Origin of the sequence: Sporosarcina ureae (genome assembly GCF_002109325.1) — a bacterium.
Classification (GTDB): domain Bacteria; phylum Bacillota; class Bacilli; order Bacillales_A; family Planococcaceae; genus Sporosarcina; species Sporosarcina ureae_C.
The window spans coordinates 380,045-396,316 of sequence record NZ_CP015348.1 but is presented as its reverse complement, the minus strand read 5'-3'; the positions used below and the strand labels follow the sequence as shown (position 1 = coordinate 396,316).

Here is a 16,272-nt window from a genome sequence, read left to right as displayed (position 1 = left end):
CTTTACTAATTTACACACTATCGCAAAAAAGTGTTCTACGTCCATCCGCTATAACAGTAGGATTGAAGCGTCCGCCAGCTGGAGCTTCAATCCCTTCGTACTTGCTAAGTAACTCTTCCATTGTAACTTCTTTCGTTCTTGAACTGAACCAAGTCAAGGGTAATTTCTAATTCATGCACTTTTTAACCAACATTCTCTACTGATCTGACCTAATTCGCAACCATCCTCTATTCCCCAGGATGGTTTTTTATTTGTAATAAACTAGTCCCCGTCGAATATACATAACAAGAGAGGAAGCCTACACAAATTGTCACAAAAGTAGGCGTCCGTTCATACGATGGATTGATGGAAGGGGGAATAGTTAGTGGAAGTTCATATTGTCGTCAAAGGTGATACATTATGGAAGATCGCAAGACAGTACGGTATACCGTTCGAGGAACTGAAGCGGGTGAATGCTCACCTAGCTAATCCGGACTATATCGTTCCCGGCATGAAAATCTTTTTGCCAATGGATAAGAAAAAGCCTCATCATAAGGGTGATCACACGAAACCGCATGAGAAGCCACACGAGAAGCCACACGAGAAACCGCATCATGAAAAACCGCAACAGGAGAAACCACACCATGAGAAACCTCATCACGAAAAACCGATGAAGCCGCCACATCAGGAGAAGCCTTCTAAGCCGGCGCCTCCACAAGCGAAACCGCCAGTGCATCAAGTGCCGCAGCTACCACAAGCTCCACCGATGCCACCGATGCAGCAGCAACCTGTGCCACAACCGCCAATGCAACAGTGGCCAGCACCCGCACCACCAGCGATGCCACAACAACCGCAGACTCCACCGGCAGCGCCTCATATGCCGCAAATGCCACCGAGTATGCAAGCACCACCGATGTGGCAAGCAGTATTCCCAGTTTGCGGATGGATGCCGATTTTCGATGCGGACTGCCATCCACATATGCCACAACAACCAATGCAGCAAATGCCGCAAATGCCACAAATGCCACAAATGCCACCGCCTGTGCAGGCACCAATCAAACCGATGCCGCCATGTGAGTCACCTAAGTGGCAGGAGGAATCATCTCACCACCATAAGCCGGTTCCCGCACCAATGCCGGACGGTTGGCAGTTAATTGAATCGAGTTCATTACACATGAAACCAGCTCCGATGCCACAACCAAAACCGCCTGTCATGCAGCCGATGCCGGAACAACCCGCACCGATGCCAATGCCGCAACAACCGACAATGCCGCCGAAAGCAGACATACCGCCATCCTGGTGTCCGTCAAATCAACAACAATGCTCGCCGAATTGGCCAGTTCAACCTCAATGGTCGACACAGCCGGAATGTATGCCAGCGATGCAATGGATGCCATATCCGCACATGATGCCGATGCCACCTATGTGGCAGCAGCCTCCTGGTTATCAGGGTGATTGTGGGTGTAATACCCCTCAACATCAGCCGATGCCAATACCGGAGGACTGGCACCGAAACCAGTAACCGCATATGGCAGACAATCAGCGATTTATCAAAATCAAAAAGAATGTCTGGAAAATGGAGTCTGGCGGAGCTATGTATTCCATAAAGAAGTACGCATCACTCGCACAAGCTGTGAAGGTTCGGCAAGTTCATCAATTACTTAGTGCACAGCATTTTCCGCATATCGCGCCAATCGTCGATAAGTCGGATCCGTTGCTGATTATGCAGCCATGGCTTGAAGATGCCAAAGCGGTCAACTTTAAAAGAAGAATTGATCGTATCGATTCATTCCGTGCGTTGCAAGCATTACATGATACGAAATATTCGATTGATTGGGAGTCGATTTCCTGTCTTCCGCATTATCATATGCTGGAGAAGTGGGAAGTCCGACTTGCGCGATTTGAAGAGTTACGGGAGATGTGTGAAGCATTTCTACCTTCTTCGACGATCGATCAACTGTTGACGTATGGGAAAGATTCATTGCAAATCGCGAAGAAACAACCACCGCCTGTTAGTTCTTTGACGCTATTGCATGGAGATGTCGTCCATCATAATATTTTGCGGGACACAAATGGAAGGATTTGCTTTATCGATTTTGATTTAGCGTGCCTTGGGACGGAAGAAGATGAACGGGTGTTGTGGATGCATCGTGTGTTGCCACAAATTTCGTATAATCCGACTTTTTTGATGGGGGAGCATCCGGCGTTGCAAACCTTATCGAACCAGTCGCTTGCGAAGCTTTTATATCCGAATGAAGTGCTTCGGGAATGGTTGCATTTATTGTCATTACCTTTCGCTCAACAGCAACGGATGGCCAGCAAACTCCTACATTTCACTGATACTGCACTCTCACATTGGCCGAGATTATGGTATGATGTAGAGCGAATGATGAAGTAGGAGGTTTGATCCATGGCAGGCCATTCAAAGTGGAAGAATATCCAGAACAGAAAAGGCGCACAGGATGCAAAACGAGGAAAGATCTTTCAGAAGATGTCGCGTGAAATTTACGTGGCAGCAAAGTCTGGCGGAGACGATCCAGACACGAATCCAGCTTTACGTCTAGCAATCGATAAATCCAAGAGTGTGAATGTACCAAATGATGTCATTCAGCGAGCGATCGATAAAGCAACGGGTTCAGGTGCGGACGAAAATTACGAAGAAATGATCTACGAAGGGTATGGACCAGGCGGCGTAGCGGTTCTTGTCTATACACTGACGGAAAATCGTAACCGTACAGGACCGAATATGCGCGTGGCGTTCAATAAAAATGGCGGTAGTTTAGGAGAAACGGGCTCCGTCAATTATTTATTCGAACGCAAAGGCCGTTTGTTTATCGAACGTACGGAAGAAACGGACGAGGACGCGGTTATGATGGCGGCTTTAGAAGCAGGAGCGGATGACATTGTGTCAACAGAAGATGGTTTCGAAATTCTGACTGATCCATCCGAATTCCTGAACGTAAAAGAAGCGCTTGAAGTCGAAGGTTTGGAGTTCGTTTCAGCAGAAGTAGATATGGTTCCATCCGTTTATGCGGATTTGACCGAAGAGCAACAAGAACAATTTATGAATATGATCGATGCATTAGAAGATGACGATGATGTACAAAACGTCTATTCTAATGCATCGGAAGAGTAATGAATGCTAGCCAGCCAACAACTTTACTTGCGTAAAAGTTGTTGACTGGCTTTTTTGTTGTTGACAATGATAATGAGATTCATTATCATTTAACTTAGTTGCTGAAGAAAGTATACTCTTTAGTAGATTAAAAGGGGGAATAAGTATGATCATCGTAACAAATACAAATAAGATTATAAAAGATCGTGGACATGAATTGGTTACGCGTTTTGATAAAAAAGGAAAAGTGGAGCAGATGGAAGGGTTTCTAGGACTGGAAGTATTGTTCACGGATAATTTACCGGATTTTGACGAAGTGACGATTAGCACACGTTGGGAATCTAAAGAGGCGTTTGAGGCGTGGACGAAAAGCGACGCATTCAAGGAAGCGCATTCACATCGCGACGGACAGCCAGGATACGTAATTAGCAATAAAGTGTCATTCTATGATGTTAGAGTAGTGCGTGATCCAATCGTTGCGGTGTGAGTGTAATAAAGTGTTCAGAAAAAAATCACCCCTCACTATCTTGTTGCTAAGTGAGAGGTGATTGAATATTAATTATGCTTTAACGCCAGAAGATTTTGGCTGCGTCAAGAGACCGCCTTTTTCTTTTAAGTATTTTTCAATACCTTCAGCTGCACGGTATGATAGGGCACCGATTGTTGGGGTAGGGTGGTGACTACTGAAGTGTGGTAGTGCAGATCCGCCAACGACGAATAAGTTTTCCATTTCCCACAGTTGCAAGTAGTTGTTTACCGCAGACGTTTCTGGATCTTCACCCATAGCTACGCCGCCAATATAGTGCATACCGCCGTAAGTGTGGTCAAATTGGTCTGGCATTTCGTCCTGATCAATAATGTCCGCACCCATTGCTTCTACGATTTCGGTACATTTTTCAATACCGAATTTCGCGATGTTCTTATCTTGTTCTGTTAATTTATTTGTAATACGCAATAATGGATCACCGAACTCATCTTTATACGTAGGGTCCAAGTCCATAAAGTTGTGCCACCAAGGCATAACTGCTGCTGAGTACCAAACCGTTAATGTACGGAAAGCATAGAAGAGTGATTTCTCTTTAAATTCTTCACCCCATGTTGGTGTACCTTTAGGGACGAAGTTATTCTTAATCGCTGCATCTCCGTATTGACGAAGTTCGATACCGCCACCGTGAATGAAGTCTAAATCTGTGTGGTCGAATAGGTCCGCGTCATAGTCACTTAAAGCGCCACCTAATCCACCAGCACCCATGTAGTAGTTGAATTTCTTGTCATTAAAGAATCCTGTTGCACCTAGGAATGTACTGTTGAATTGTCCTGTAAAGTTACGGCCAATCGTTCCTTTTCTAGTCTCTGGGTTATAGATTTCACCGATATCCGATAGCATGAGCAGGCGGTTATTTGAGAATGTGAATGCCGCAAGAACGACAACGTCAGCTGGTTGTTCGAATTCTTGACCTGTTCTTGTATCCGTATATAAAACGCCTGTCGCTTTTCCGTCTTTATGTATAACTCTACGGACGAGTGAATTGGTTCTGATTTCACAGTTACCAGTTTTGCGAGCAGTCGGAATAACCGTTGCTAGAGGATCTGATTTTGAACCGAAGTCACAGCCGTACATTGTACAGAACGAACAGAACATACATTGATTCAACGTTTCACCATCGGGATTCGTATATGTTTGAGACATGTTTCCTGAAGCCATTTGATAAGGGTGTAAGCCGATCTCTTTTGCCGATTCTTTAAACAACTTAATCGCAGGAGAAGCTAGCATAGGTGGGTTTGGATACTCATTTGATCTGTTGTCACCAAGTGGATCAGGTTCTCCTGAAATCCCAGCCGTTTGTTCCCATTTAGCATAATATGGCTCTAGTTCATCGTACGTAATTCCCCAGTCACGAATTTGCATACCTTCTGGAATTTTGCCTTCTCCATAACGTTCGATAGTTTTTGAACGAATTTCGAAGTCATACGAACGCCAACGGTATACGGAACCTGCCCAGTGCATACTTCCGCCACCAAGGTCCGTCCCTGTGTTCATATCTTTTTGCAAGCGTACAGGTAGTGCAGCATCGCCTATTGAAACACGAGATGTAATCGTATCGCCTGTTAATTTTTCGATCATTTCATGTCTATTTGTATAACGTAACTCATCTTTAACACCTATAAAATCTGAACGTGTTTGATCTTTCCCACGTTCCAACATGACGACTTGATAGCCTGCTTTGGATAGTTCAGCTGAAACAATACCGCCAGCCCAACCACTACCAACGACTACTACGTCTACTTTATCTAATTTTTTAGCCATTTCCGCGTCCTCCTAAATTAAAGCCCTTGGTAATTACGTAAACTTGAAGGCTCCATTACAATAAACTCTTCTTCTTCGATTTTATCTAAAAAGCTCATGATCGGCCCAGGGTATTCTTTCATTCTCCAAGCTTCCATATTACGATTTCCACCGTAAACAGGATCTGCATAGACGCCTTCAATAGTTGTTTGACGTAACAAGCTAAAGAAGTCTGCGGAATCTACACCACTGAATTTCACTTCACCTTTTTCAAACATTTGTAAAATTTCATCTTGCTGTTCAGGTTCTAAATTAATAAAACGCTCATTAAATTTATCTTGCGACGTTTTCTCCATAGCGTTAAGCCCTTCAAGGAAAAACGTGCCTCTCGTCATTTTCGTTTGATAGTTAGCCGTACCAGCCGGTAACTTCACAACAGTGGACGATGTGATGACTTCATTTGTTTGACGTTTTTCTTCTTCATATACGTCTGTTTTTGTAATCGATGGGAAAGGACCGACCATATAGTCATTCGCATTTCTTCCCCAGTTGCTTGCACATTGACGGTCAATGAAATAAGGCACGCCTAGTTCAATTGCACCCATTCCGTTTTTATTCTCTGGATAGATTCTTTCAGTTGCAGCAGATAGCAACGCGAAGTCTTCATTTCGACTGAAGAACGTACGTGCATCAAACGTAACTTGCTTATCAGCTTGTGGCGCAACATCTTTTTTCGAATCTTTTTGGAATTGGCTCGTCAGTAAACCACCAAAGAGGGAGCCACCTAAAAGTCCACCAGCGACAAGACCGCCACTCTTCAAAAACTTTCTTCGACTTAAATCTTGAGTATCTTGATTGGAATCTTTGTTATTCGTCATCGTTTAGTTCCTCCTTCACATTTGTCATTGTAGTTACTTTATGGACTCGGATTTTTCTGAATCAGTTTTTTTGTCTTTGTTATCATCTTCCAAAATGTCACTTGTTGCCTTTTTAAATTCTGCAAGTGTTTTACCGACGGCAGAACCAATTTCCGGCAATTTTCGAGGTCCGAATAAAATTAGAATAATGACTAAGATAATTATTAATCCAGGTACACCGATGGATGCTAAACTCATAAAACTCCCTCCTTTTACATTATTTTTTACATGTTTACAATGTATTGGTAGAGCTCTGGCTAGTTTGCTAAATTCGTAAGGGAATTCTGGCCCTCATATATGATAGTGTTATTCGACAAAAAATGCAAAGTAATTCTACGAAGCTTTTTAAGTTGTTTCATTGCATGAATTAATAATATAATAAAAATAGTTATGAATAGATGTAAAATTAGAAGTAGTCACAGTATTTAAAAGGCTAAGTATTCAATTCAAAAATGCATAATTTTGAAAACAGATGAGCAGGGTAGTGGTCTAGTTACAATTATGTGTATAATTTCATGCATAGTAAAAGATACACAAAAAAACCATGAGAAATTCTCAAGGTGTTTTTGTATAGTCGCTCACTATTCAATTATTCTAGCGACTTCAGATTTTTAACAATCTAGCATTAATTGCTACGATCACAGTACTTAGTGACATTAAAATAGCACCGATGGCTGGGCTTAAAACTATCCCATAGTTGTAGAGAATTCTGGCAGCTAACGGTATGCAGAACTGTATTAAATGTAATTTAATTTGCTAGAATAGTATAGAAAGAATTTTAAAACGGGTCCATGGATTGCATGCGATTTTAAATCAAGTGAGACTTCACTAGTATTATATACATAACTAGATAATGAGGAGTGATCTATTGATAGTAAGAGAAATAGAAATATCGGATGCGGAGAAACTTTCCCGTCTAATGGAGTATGTAGAAGCGAGTTCAGATTATATGTTGATGGAGGCTGGGGAAAGAGAAAATGATTATGCGCAACAAATCCACAGGATACAGCGTATAAAAAAGAGTAGTAATTCTACGATCCTAGTTGCTGAAAATGAACAAAACGAGTTAGTAGGATATTTATTTGCAATCGGTGGTGACGCGAAACGGAATAGACATTGCGCATATATTGTAGTGGGGATTACTGAAACTTTCAGAGGACAGGGCGTCGGCACGAAACTATTTATAGAGTTGGATCAGTGGGCAGCGAATCATCCTATACATCGATTAGAGTTAACGGTCGTTACTCGAAATGAAGCAGGTTTGTCTTTATATAAAAAGATGGGGTTTGAAATCGAGGGAACTAAAAAGCATTCTTTATGTATCGGTGAAGAATTTGTTGACGAATATTATATGGCCAAGTTCATAGACCCTTCTATCGAATAGACTAGTTACGTCCTCATTCCATTACGAATGAGGACTTTTCAAGTATGTGCATGCGTTTCTCCTTGTTTATTTACGTACTTCTAGCGTCTCCAACATCTGTTCAAATCGTGCGCCATGGCCTTCTTGTGCTTCCAGGAAATAGTTCTCCTTAATGAGCAATGTGCCATCGTTTACTTCCATCATGTAGATCGTCACAACTTCACTATCCGACTCATCTCCAGAAGTACCGTGTAATGAAAGTGCGTTGACTGGCGCAGAAATCGTTTTTTCTTCAAGCGGCATAGTATATTCCTGTTCCATATCTTCCATTACACTTTCTGGCGTTTGATCTTTGACGTATAGGAATGTCATATTCACCTCAGGATACCCTTCAGGCACTTCATCAATCGGCATGAGCTTGTCTTCATTTTCACCGGTCTCAAACGTATAGCGTTCCGGATCAATATACAGTGAATACATGGCATCGCTACCTTCGACGAGGTCCATTGTGATAGTGGAGTCTTCTCCCTCAACAGATAGTACTACATCCATCGTAGATTCACGTTCAGGCAACGTCGTCGTTTCTTCTGGTGTTTCCTCGACTGGCGTTTCTACTGGCGGCTCCACTTCATCAGTTGGTTTTTCTGTTGCTGAATTACAACCGACAAGTAGTAGTGACATCGCAAAACTCGCATAGATTATTGTTCGCATACAGCTTCCTCCTTTAAAAAGACGTAGAACTGCTTTATATGTATACGTTTACATGCAAAGAAGGTTTCAAATGTCAAGCAAAATATTAGAAATCAAAACGAGCATGCGATATGATAAGTCCTGCAGATATTAAAACATAAGGGAGATTTATATTATGACAATCAAAGTAAAAGCAGTAATCGGTAGTACAAGTTCCACTTCATACAATTTAAAGTTAGTGAAATTCATGGCTAAACGCTATAAAGAAGAATTGGAAATTACTCCGGTTCTCATCAACGATTTAGAAATGTTCTCTATTGATATTGAAAGCGAACCAACTGTAGCAGTTCAAACATTCAAAGATGACGTGAAAGATTCAGACGCAGTGATGTTCGCAACACCAGAATATAACTTCTCTATTCCTGGCGCAATGAAAAATGCATTGGATTGGTTGTCACGTGGAGGCGACTTTACGTTACATGGTAAAACGGGCTTTATCGTAGGGTCATCGATGGGAGTTTTCGGTTCAGTAAGAGCGCAGATCCACTTACGCGAAATTCTATCGAACCCAGCATTAGCACCTAACCTATTGCCAGGTAATGAAGTGTATATTGGTGCGGTTCACACGAAAATGGACGAAGAAGGAAATATTACAGATGAAGCAACAATCGCATTCCTTGATACGGTTGTACAGAATTTCATCGCTTTCCATAAGAAACAACAAGCAATGGCTCACGCATAATTAGAATGAACGGAGCTGTCCAAGTCGTCATGACGTTAAATGACGACTGGTGACAGCTCTTTTTTGATGCGAAATAGTATGCGATAAGAAAACAAAAGGCTGGCAGAGGTGTTGGGGAAGGGGATTGGTGCTTCGGAGGGGACGCTTTCTGGAGGGCGGGCGGTGAACCACACCCCGTCGCTTCGCTCGCAGGGTGTTTCACCTGTCCCGCTGATCCTCCCAGAGTCGCCCCTCCTACGCTCCAATCCCTTGCAGTGTAAGTGGATGATACTTTATGTTGTGCATTGAAATTAATGTTGTAACAGGCATTGAACTTCAGTACTTGAATCTAAATAAGTAAGGGTAAAACAATAATTCATACACTTCCTACAGTGAGTGATCTAAGTATCCGTACTATCAATGTAGGATGGAAGCGGAAGCTGGCGGCGACTCCCCGATGGATCAGCCCGATCAGGTGAGACAACCAAAAGAGAGCGCAGCGAACTGGTTGGCTCACCGCGGGCCCATGGGAAAGCGTCCGCCAGCTGGAGCTTCCATCCAATCACACTCAAAAATTCTCTCACCACTCCAAAGTATTCGCTTTTGAACTTAAATTACTTAAAATACACACCCATTTTATTTATACAAATTTCCGAAGGTCGTACAAGTAGAAAACCCGTTCGTATGCTATAATAACAGGTATACTTTAGGGGGAGAATACTTTGTACGATTACATAAAAGGCTATGTGACACGCGTGACACCGGAATATGTTGTGCTGGAGCAATCGGGGATCGGCTGGCAAGTGATGACGCCGAATCCATTTGCGTTCCATACAACAGATGAGGTTCAGCAAGTGTTCACGTATTTGCATGTGCGTGAAGACACGCAATTATTGATCGGATTTAAGACACTTGAACAGCGTGAACTGTTCCGCAAACTGATTACCGTTTCGGGAATCGGTCCTAAAGGCGCGCTCGCAATTCTTGCGAACGGCTTGCCTTCTCAAGTAGTAAGTGCAATCGAGCGCGAAGATGAAGGGTTCCTGGTACAGTTTCCAGGTGTCGGCAAGAAAACAGCGCGTCAAATGATTTTGGACTTAAAAGGCAAACTTCATGATCTATTTACGGAGATTGATTTGCCGGATTCGGAAGACACATTGCTTACGCTTGCTGAAAGTGATGAGCTCGACGAAGCATTGCTTGCGTTGACTGCGCTTGGTTATTCGGATCGCGAACTAAAGAAAGTGAAGCCGAAGCTCGAGAAAGAAGAACTCGATACAGAAGGCTATATGCGACTGGCGTTAAAGTTATTATTGAAACAAGGCTAATACGATGGAGGTGGTTCCAATGGATGAACGCATACTGACGAATGAAGCGACGGATTTTGATGATAGTTTTGAACAGTCATTACGCCCGCAATTATTACAACAATATATTGGTCAGCAACAGGCGAAAGATAATTTATCGATCTTTATCGAGGCGGCAAAGAAGCGGGAAGAAAGTTTGGATCATGTCTTGCTGTATGGTCCTCCTGGGCTTGGAAAAACGACGCTCGCGACGGTAATAGGCAATGAAATGGGTGTTAATGTCCGCATGACGAGCGGTCCGGCTATTGAACGTCCGGGTGACTTGGCGGCAGTAGTGTCTTCGTTGGAGCCGGGCGACGTCTTATTCATCGATGAAATCCACCGGCTAAACCGCGCGATTGAAGAAGTGCTGTATCCCGCAATGGAAGATTTTTGTCTCGATATTATGGTCGGAAAAGGTCCGACTGCGCGTTCTGTGCGACTGGATTTGCCGCCGTTTACATTGATTGGTGCGACGACACGTGCAGGGGCATTGTCTGCACCGCTCCGTGACCGTTTTGGTGTACCGCTTAGACTAGAGTATTATGAAGTGGAATCATTGACGGAGATAGTCATTCGAAGCGCGAATTTATTTGAAGTGGACATTGATCCGTTAGCGGCTGTAGAACTGGCGAAACGCTCGCGTGGAACGCCACGTATTGCAAATCGTCTATTGCGTAGAGTTCGCGATTATGCACAAGTGCGCGGAAACGGGATCATTACACTTTCGATTGCACAAGAAGCACTCGATATGCTACAAGTGGATCATCATGGACTCGACCAAATCGACCATCAGTTGCTCCACAGCATGATCGAACGGTTCCGTGGCGGTCCAGTCGGCATTGATACGCTCGCTGCAAGTATTGGCGAAGAATCGGTGACGATTGAAGATGTCTATGAGCCGTATTTATTACAAATGGGATTTATTCAACGTACATCAAGAGGTCGGATGGCGACAGAAAAGGCTTACGAGCATTTCGGTTATCCGCTTCCTGAGTGACAGATAGGAGTTAGCATGATGGAAGTAGAAGACTTTGATTTTGATTTACCCGAGCATTTAATTGCACAAACACCACTTTTGGATCGCACAGCGAGCCGTTTACTCGTTATGGGACGTGATAACGGTATCGTCACGCATAAGCATTTCCGTGATCTAGTGGACGAACTAGAAGCGGGGGACTTACTCGTGTTGAACGATACGAAAGTATTGCCGGCGCGTTTAATCGGTACGAAAGAAGAAACCGGTGCGACGATTGAAGTATTATTATTAAAAGAAACAGGGGACGACCGCTGGGAAACGTTGGTCAAGCCTTCAAAACGAATAAAAGTAGGAACGATCGTGACGTTCGGTGACGGCTTGCTGCAAGCTGAATGTACCGCTCTTGGTGAACAAGGGGGTCGCGAATTCAAATTTAGTTATGACGGTATTTTCTATGAGTTGCTCGATCAGCTCGGACAGATGCCGTTGCCTCCATATATTACCGAGACGTTGGAAGATCAGACGCGCTATCAAACCGTTTTCGCAAAAGAGCGTGGATCTGCGGCAGCGCCTACAGCTGGTTTGCATTTCACGGATGAAATCTTGGATGCTTTACGGGAAAAAGGCGTGCAGATCGCTTTCATTACGTTGCACGTTGGACTTGGTACATTCCGTCCTGTTAGTGTAGATACAATTGAAGATCACACGATGCATGCGGAATATTATGTGATGACAGAAGAAACAGCGGCACTTGTTCGCGAGACAAAAGCCAATGGCGGCAATGTAGTAGCGGTCGGTACGACGTCTACACGGACGCTTGAAACGATTGCTTCAGAGAATAACGGAGAAGTGGTCGCTGCAAGTGGCTGGACTTCGATATTTATTTATCCTGGGTATGAGTTTAAAGCAATTGACGGACTCGTGACGAATTTCCACTTGCCGAAATCGACGTTGTTGATGCTATTGTCGGCATTTGCTGGACGCGATCACGTCATGAGTGCATATGAAGAAGCAGTGAGAGAGCAGTATCGCTTTTTCAGTTTTGGGGACGCGATGTTGATCCGCCCTGCTACAAGAAAGGAACGAGATTAATTGGCAGCTATTACGTATGAACATATCAAAACATGTAAACAAACGGGTGCGCGACTTGGGATTGTCCACACGCCACACGGTTCATTTGAAACACCTGCTTTCATGCCGGTTGGAACACAAGCTACAGTAAAAACGATGTCTCCGGAAGAATTGAAGGCAATGGGTGCAGGCATTATTTTAAGTAACACGTATCATTTATGGTTACGTCCAGGAAATGAAATCGTCAAAGAAGCAGGTGGATTACATAAGTTCATGAACTGGGACCGTCCGATATTGACGGATTCCGGTGGCTTCCAAGTGTTTTCTTTAAGTAAATTCCGTGATATTAAAGAAGAAGGCGTTCATTTCCGGAATCATATTAATGGAGATAAATTGTTCTTGAGCCCTGAAAAAGCGATGGAGATCCAAAACGATTTAGGTGCCGATATTATGATGGCATTTGACGAATGTCCTCCATTCCCTGCAACACATGAGTATATGAAAGCTAGTGTCGAGCGTACGTCTCGCTGGGCAGAGCGTTGCCTTGAAGCACATGGTCGTCCGAATGATCAAGGATTATTTGGTATTGTACAAGGTGGCGAGTTTGAAGATCTTCGTAAACAAAGTGCGCGTGATCTAGTATCGATGGATTTCCCAGGCTACGCAATCGGTGGATTGTCCGTCGGGGAACCGAAAGATATTATGAATAAAGTGCTGGACTATACGACACCATTACTTCCACAAGACAAACCACGTTATTTGATGGGCGTTGGATCTCCAGACTCATTGATCGACGGTGCAATCCGTGGAATTGATATGTTCGACTGTGTTTTGCCAACGCGTATTGCGAGAAACGGTACGTTGATGACAAGTGAAGGGCGTTTGGTTGTTAAAAATGCGAAGTACGAACGCGATTTTGGACCGCTTGATCCGAACTGCGATTGTTATGCGTGTAAAAACTATAGTCGTGCGTATATTCGCCATTTAATTCGTGCGGGTGAAACATTTGGCATTCGTTTGACGTCCTATCATAACCTGCACTTTTTGCTGAATTTGATGGAGCAAGTACGTCAGGCTATACGTGAAGATCGTCTCGGTGACTTCCGTGAAGAGTTTTTTGAGCAGTACGGTTTTAACAAACCGAATGCAAAAAACTTTTAAATCTTGTATAATAAAATTTGATGCTTTAGGAAGGGGGAAAATTAAAAATGATGGAACAATACGGTGGTATTTTCACACTAGTCATTATGGTGGCTATTATGTGGTTTTTACTCATTCGTCCTGCTCAGAAGAGACAGAAGGCAGCGAAAGAGATGCAAACTAGTTTGAAGCGTGGAGACGAAGTAGTAACAATCGGTGGTATTCACGGAACTGTGGATGCAGTTGATGAAACATCTATTTTCTTACGTGTATCGGACACTACAGTTTTGCGTTTTGACAAGCAAGCGGTAGGTAGAGTTGTAACAGCGTCATAATAAAAAGCGGTTATCTACTGGTATGTCCATAGATTGCCGCTTTTTTGTATGCGGGTGTATAGAAAAAAGATCTGCCGACACACTATGTGTGAAGGAGGCAGATGTGCAGTGCATGATTTATGGATCATCGGCTTACGTACGGTCTTTTTATATGTGTTTCTTCTGGTGATATTACGTATTATGGGAAAACGGGAAGTGGGCGAATTAGGTGTCATGGATATTGTGGTCTTCATCATCATGGCGGAAGTTGCAGCTATGATAGTGGAATCACCTGATAAACCGATTTTTGAAGGGATTCTTCCCATCCTTTTGTTACTCGTTATTCAATATATATCGTCGATGATTTCATTGAAAAGCAAGAAGTTCCGTGATTTGGTCGACGGGGATCCTACGCTAATTATTAGGCATGGAGAGATCCAGCAAGATGAAATGCGTAAACAGCGATATAATCTCGACGATTTATTTCAACAATTACGTGAAAATCAAGTAGGCTCGATTCATAATGTAACGTTCGCTTATCTCGAACCTTCCGGAAATTTATCCGTATTCACAAAAGACGGTGATTTGCCGATTGTGGGACTGGTGCTTGACGGTGATATTCAGCCAGAGCATTTGGAATTGATTGGCAAGACAGAAGACTGGTTGCTACAAGAGTTACATGCTAAAAACATCACTGATTTAAGCAAGATTTTCTATTGCTCGTATGAACAAGGTGAAATAAGAGTACAACTCAAACATGATTAATAACGTTTAACTAAATTCCGTAGCATGATAAAGTCCTGCGCTTTGATTTGTCTAGTCAGTAATAATAAAGCGAACAGCACACCTGACGTAATGGCGCATTCAACAAATAAATGTTGCGAACCGATCGGAATGAAAATCGGACGGATGACGACGGTCAATAAAAATACAATATAGGTCATTGCGAACATCGAGAATCCTGTGGCGGTCGATTTGTTTTTACGCAGTGTCGCGATATGTAGGAAAGACGTGATGAGTACGCCGAATCCGATCGCTAGTACAGCACCTGTTTCTTGAAGACCAGGTTGCGATGCTAAAATGAACATGACCGCAAGCTTCGCGATCCCGCCATAGACGGAGTTCATCATACCGGCTTTTGCGTCACCGGTGGCCTGCAAAATTGAATAAAGTGGACTTTGAATATAATAAAAGAAAAAAATTGGCGCGAGCATCGTCATATAGCTGCCGCCATCTACAATATGAAATAGCTTCTCGGCGAGTTCTTGGCCGTGAATATAAAATACAGTAGCCGCAAATGCACCTGTCAAAGCGGATAAACGTAATGCCAAGTGAATTCTTTCTTGCAACTTTTTGACGTTACTCGAAGCAGCTGCACCGCTGACGGCCGGTACAAGTACGACGGATAATGCATACGGAATGAATGCCGGAAACAATAATAACGGAATAAGTACCCCTGAAATGACTCCGTACAATGAAGTGGCAGCTACCGTTCCGACGCCTGCCATGGAGAGTGCGCGCAAAAAGATAATAGGCTCGAGAAACCATGTGAAAGTTCCAAATAGACGACTGCCTGACGAAGGAAGTGCCACCTCTAGGATGGGCTCCATCGGATAGCGCGGTTCTTTTTTTTGTGGTTTTGGCTCCTTCTTTTGTTGCTGGCGGTATTTGTACAAAAGATACAGTACCGACACGACTTCAGCTACGAGTGTCACAGCCATCGCATATGCCGCGTTCATCATCGGATCATCAGGAGCTAAAATGTACGGAAGCATCCACGTGATCAATAAAATACGGAAGATTTGCTCGATGACTTGTGCCCATGCGGTTTCCTCAATTCGTGAAACCCCTTGAAAATATCCTCTGATTAATCCACCAATTGAAGCGATAGGTACGATGGCGAGGGCTACGTATAATGCAGTGGAAGTTGCGCTATTACCGAGTAAAGTTTCGGCTAGAAAAGGGATAAACAGAATACATGCTGGAATGAAGACTGCGCCAGATAAGATCGTAATAAATGTGGCAGTTCTCATAACTTGTCGTAATTGTACAGTGCTGCCTTGCGCTTTTAGTTCCGCTATCACCTTAGCTATTGCAATTGGTACGCCAAGCTGTACTAAGGAGAGGAAAAAGATGAATGCCGGGTATGCGGTCATATAGATTCCAACCGTTTCTTCTCCTGCTACTCGCATAAATTGAATTCGATAGACAAAGCCGAGTAATTTCGATAAAAACACGGCCGCCATCAAAAAGATCGTCCCACGTATGAATGACGACACCCTGCACCACTCCTTCTGTTTTGCCGCTCGTTCAATTACTTACATAATGCTTGGGCAAAACCCAAATATAG

At 43.4% G+C, this 16,272-nt stretch carries 18 protein-coding genes; 12 read left to right on the top strand and 6 right to left on the bottom strand.

Annotation, left to right across the window (positions count from 1 at the left end):
- Window positions 1-10: 10 nt before the first annotated feature.
- A complete protein-coding gene (locus SporoP32a_RS16665) occupies window positions 11-157 on the bottom strand; it encodes a hypothetical protein (protein WP_157129917.1) in 147 nt (48 codons plus the stop codon).
- Between the two features lie 207 nt (window positions 158-364).
- Between SporoP32a_RS16665 and SporoP32a_RS17395 the strand changes: the two genes are divergently transcribed.
- From SporoP32a_RS17395 to isdG, 4 genes are all read left to right on the top strand, one after another.
- Entirely contained in the window at window positions 365-1,501 is a 1,137-nt protein-coding gene (locus SporoP32a_RS17395; RefSeq protein ID WP_085426387.1) for a LysM peptidoglycan-binding domain-containing protein, read from the top strand.
- A 6-nt stretch (window positions 1,502-1,507) separates the two neighbouring features.
- Window positions 1,508-2,377 (top strand): aminoglycoside phosphotransferase family protein, encoded by an 870-nt coding sequence (locus SporoP32a_RS02015; protein WP_085426386.1) that lies wholly within the window; start codon window positions 1,508-1,510, stop codon window positions 2,375-2,377.
- Between the two features lie 12 nt (window positions 2,378-2,389).
- Window positions 2,390-3,115: a YebC/PmpR family DNA-binding transcriptional regulator gene (locus SporoP32a_RS02010; RefSeq protein WP_085426385.1), complete on the top strand. Its 726-nt coding sequence runs from the start codon at window positions 2,390-2,392 to the stop codon at window positions 3,113-3,115.
- Window positions 3,116-3,260: 145 nt separating this feature from the next.
- Window positions 3,261-3,581 (top strand): heme oxygenase, encoded by a 321-nt coding sequence (isdG, locus tag SporoP32a_RS02005; RefSeq protein ID WP_085426384.1) that lies wholly within the window; start codon window positions 3,261-3,263, stop codon window positions 3,579-3,581.
- A 72-nt stretch (window positions 3,582-3,653) separates the two neighbouring features.
- Here the strand turns inward: isdG and SporoP32a_RS02000 are convergent, their stop codons facing one another.
- The 3 genes from SporoP32a_RS02000 to tatA are packed head-to-tail and all read right to left on the bottom strand — an operon-like array spanning window position 3,654 to window position 6,496.
- Complete coding sequence (locus tag SporoP32a_RS02000) at window positions 3,654-5,402, bottom strand: GMC family oxidoreductase (RefSeq protein ID WP_085426383.1); 1,749 nt, start codon at window positions 5,400-5,402, stop codon at window positions 3,654-3,656.
- 17 nt (window positions 5,403-5,419) lie between these two features.
- A complete protein-coding gene (locus SporoP32a_RS01995) occupies window positions 5,420-6,259 on the bottom strand; it encodes a gluconate 2-dehydrogenase subunit 3 family protein (RefSeq protein WP_085426382.1) in 840 nt (279 codons plus the stop codon).
- Between the two features lie 33 nt (window positions 6,260-6,292).
- The gene (gene tatA, locus SporoP32a_RS01990; RefSeq protein ID WP_085426381.1) at window positions 6,293-6,496 is read right to left on the bottom strand and encodes a twin-arginine translocase TatA/TatE family subunit; all 204 of its coding nucleotides are present in this window, start codon (window positions 6,494-6,496) and stop codon (window positions 6,293-6,295) included.
- 670 nt (window positions 6,497-7,166) lie between these two features.
- On the opposite strand from tatA, the gene SporoP32a_RS01985 reads away from it, so the two are divergent.
- Entirely contained in the window at window positions 7,167-7,682 is a 516-nt protein-coding gene (locus SporoP32a_RS01985; protein ID WP_085426380.1) for a GNAT family N-acetyltransferase, read from the top strand.
- Between the two features lie 66 nt (window positions 7,683-7,748).
- Here the strand turns inward: SporoP32a_RS01985 and SporoP32a_RS01980 are convergent, their stop codons facing one another.
- Entirely contained in the window at window positions 7,749-8,372 is a 624-nt protein-coding gene (locus SporoP32a_RS01980; RefSeq protein WP_085426379.1) for a hypothetical protein, read from the bottom strand.
- Between the two features lie 154 nt (window positions 8,373-8,526).
- On the opposite strand from SporoP32a_RS01980, the gene SporoP32a_RS01975 reads away from it, so the two are divergent.
- The 7 genes from SporoP32a_RS01975 (at window position 8,527) to SporoP32a_RS01945 (ending at window position 14,687) form a co-directional block, all read left to right on the top strand.
- On the top strand, window positions 8,527-9,093 hold the full coding sequence (locus SporoP32a_RS01975; protein WP_085426378.1) for an NADPH-dependent FMN reductase: 567 nt from the start codon (window positions 8,527-8,529) through the stop codon (window positions 9,091-9,093).
- Between the two features lie 701 nt (window positions 9,094-9,794).
- Entirely contained in the window at window positions 9,795-10,400 is a 606-nt protein-coding gene (gene ruvA / locus SporoP32a_RS01970) for a Holliday junction branch migration protein RuvA (protein ID WP_085426377.1), read from the top strand.
- Window positions 10,401-10,419: 19 nt separating this feature from the next.
- Window positions 10,420-11,418 (top strand): Holliday junction branch migration DNA helicase RuvB, encoded by a 999-nt coding sequence (ruvB, locus tag SporoP32a_RS01965; RefSeq protein ID WP_085426376.1) that lies wholly within the window; start codon window positions 10,420-10,422, stop codon window positions 11,416-11,418.
- Window positions 11,419-11,436: 18 nt separating this feature from the next.
- Complete coding sequence (queA, locus tag SporoP32a_RS01960) at window positions 11,437-12,489, top strand: tRNA preQ1(34) S-adenosylmethionine ribosyltransferase-isomerase QueA (protein ID WP_085426375.1); 1,053 nt, start codon at window positions 11,437-11,439, stop codon at window positions 12,487-12,489.
- Window positions 12,490-13,629 (top strand): tRNA guanosine(34) transglycosylase Tgt, encoded by a 1,140-nt coding sequence (gene tgt, locus SporoP32a_RS01955; RefSeq protein WP_085426374.1) that lies wholly within the window; start codon window positions 12,490-12,492, stop codon window positions 13,627-13,629.
- Between the two features lie 47 nt (window positions 13,630-13,676).
- The gene (yajC, locus tag SporoP32a_RS01950; RefSeq protein ID WP_369823338.1) at window positions 13,677-13,943 is read left to right on the top strand and encodes a preprotein translocase subunit YajC; all 267 of its coding nucleotides are present in this window, start codon (window positions 13,677-13,679) and stop codon (window positions 13,941-13,943) included.
- Window positions 13,944-14,051: 108 nt separating this feature from the next.
- A complete protein-coding gene (locus tag SporoP32a_RS01945) occupies window positions 14,052-14,687 on the top strand; it encodes a DUF421 domain-containing protein (RefSeq protein WP_085426373.1) in 636 nt (211 codons plus the stop codon).
- Here the strand turns inward: SporoP32a_RS01945 and SporoP32a_RS01940 are convergent.
- Complete coding sequence (locus tag SporoP32a_RS01940; protein WP_085426372.1) at window positions 14,684-16,201, bottom strand: putative polysaccharide biosynthesis protein; 1,518 nt, start codon at window positions 16,199-16,201, stop codon at window positions 14,684-14,686. The two genes, SporoP32a_RS01945 and SporoP32a_RS01940, sit on opposite strands and share 4 nt — an antisense overlap.
- Window positions 16,202-16,272: the final 71 nt, after the last annotated feature.

Bases quoted from the DNA above. Each gene is read 5' to 3' on its own strand.
- SporoP32a_RS02015 (WP_085426386.1), top strand. From the start codon at position 1,508: ATGGCAGACAATCAGCGATTTATCAAAATCAAAAAGAATGTCTGGAAA.
- SporoP32a_RS02010 (WP_085426385.1), top strand. From the start codon at position 2,390: ATGGCAGGCCATTCAAAGTGGAAGAATATCCAGAACAGAAAAGGCGCA.
- isdG (WP_085426384.1), top strand. From the start codon at position 3,261: ATGATCATCGTAACAAATACAAATAAGATTATAAAAGATCGTGGACAT.
- SporoP32a_RS02000 (WP_085426383.1), bottom strand. From the start codon at position 5,402: ATGGCTAAAAAATTAGATAAAGTAGACGTAGTAGTCGTTGGTAGTGGT.
- SporoP32a_RS01995 (WP_085426382.1), bottom strand. From the start codon at position 6,259: ATGACGAATAACAAAGATTCCAATCAAGATACTCAAGATTTAAGTCGA.
- tatA (WP_085426381.1), bottom strand. From the start codon at position 6,496: ATGAGTTTAGCATCCATCGGTGTACCTGGATTAATAATTATCTTAGTC.
- SporoP32a_RS01980 (WP_085426379.1), bottom strand. From the start codon at position 8,372: ATGCGAACAATAATCTATGCGAGTTTTGCGATGTCACTACTACTTGTC.
- SporoP32a_RS01975 (WP_085426378.1), top strand. From the start codon at position 8,527: ATGACAATCAAAGTAAAAGCAGTAATCGGTAGTACAAGTTCCACTTCA.
- ruvB (WP_085426376.1), top strand. From the start codon at position 10,420: ATGGATGAACGCATACTGACGAATGAAGCGACGGATTTTGATGATAGT.
- queA (WP_085426375.1), top strand. From the start codon at position 11,437: ATGGAAGTAGAAGACTTTGATTTTGATTTACCCGAGCATTTAATTGCA.
- yajC (WP_369823338.1), top strand. From the start codon at position 13,677: ATGATGGAACAATACGGTGGTATTTTCACACTAGTCATTATGGTGGCT.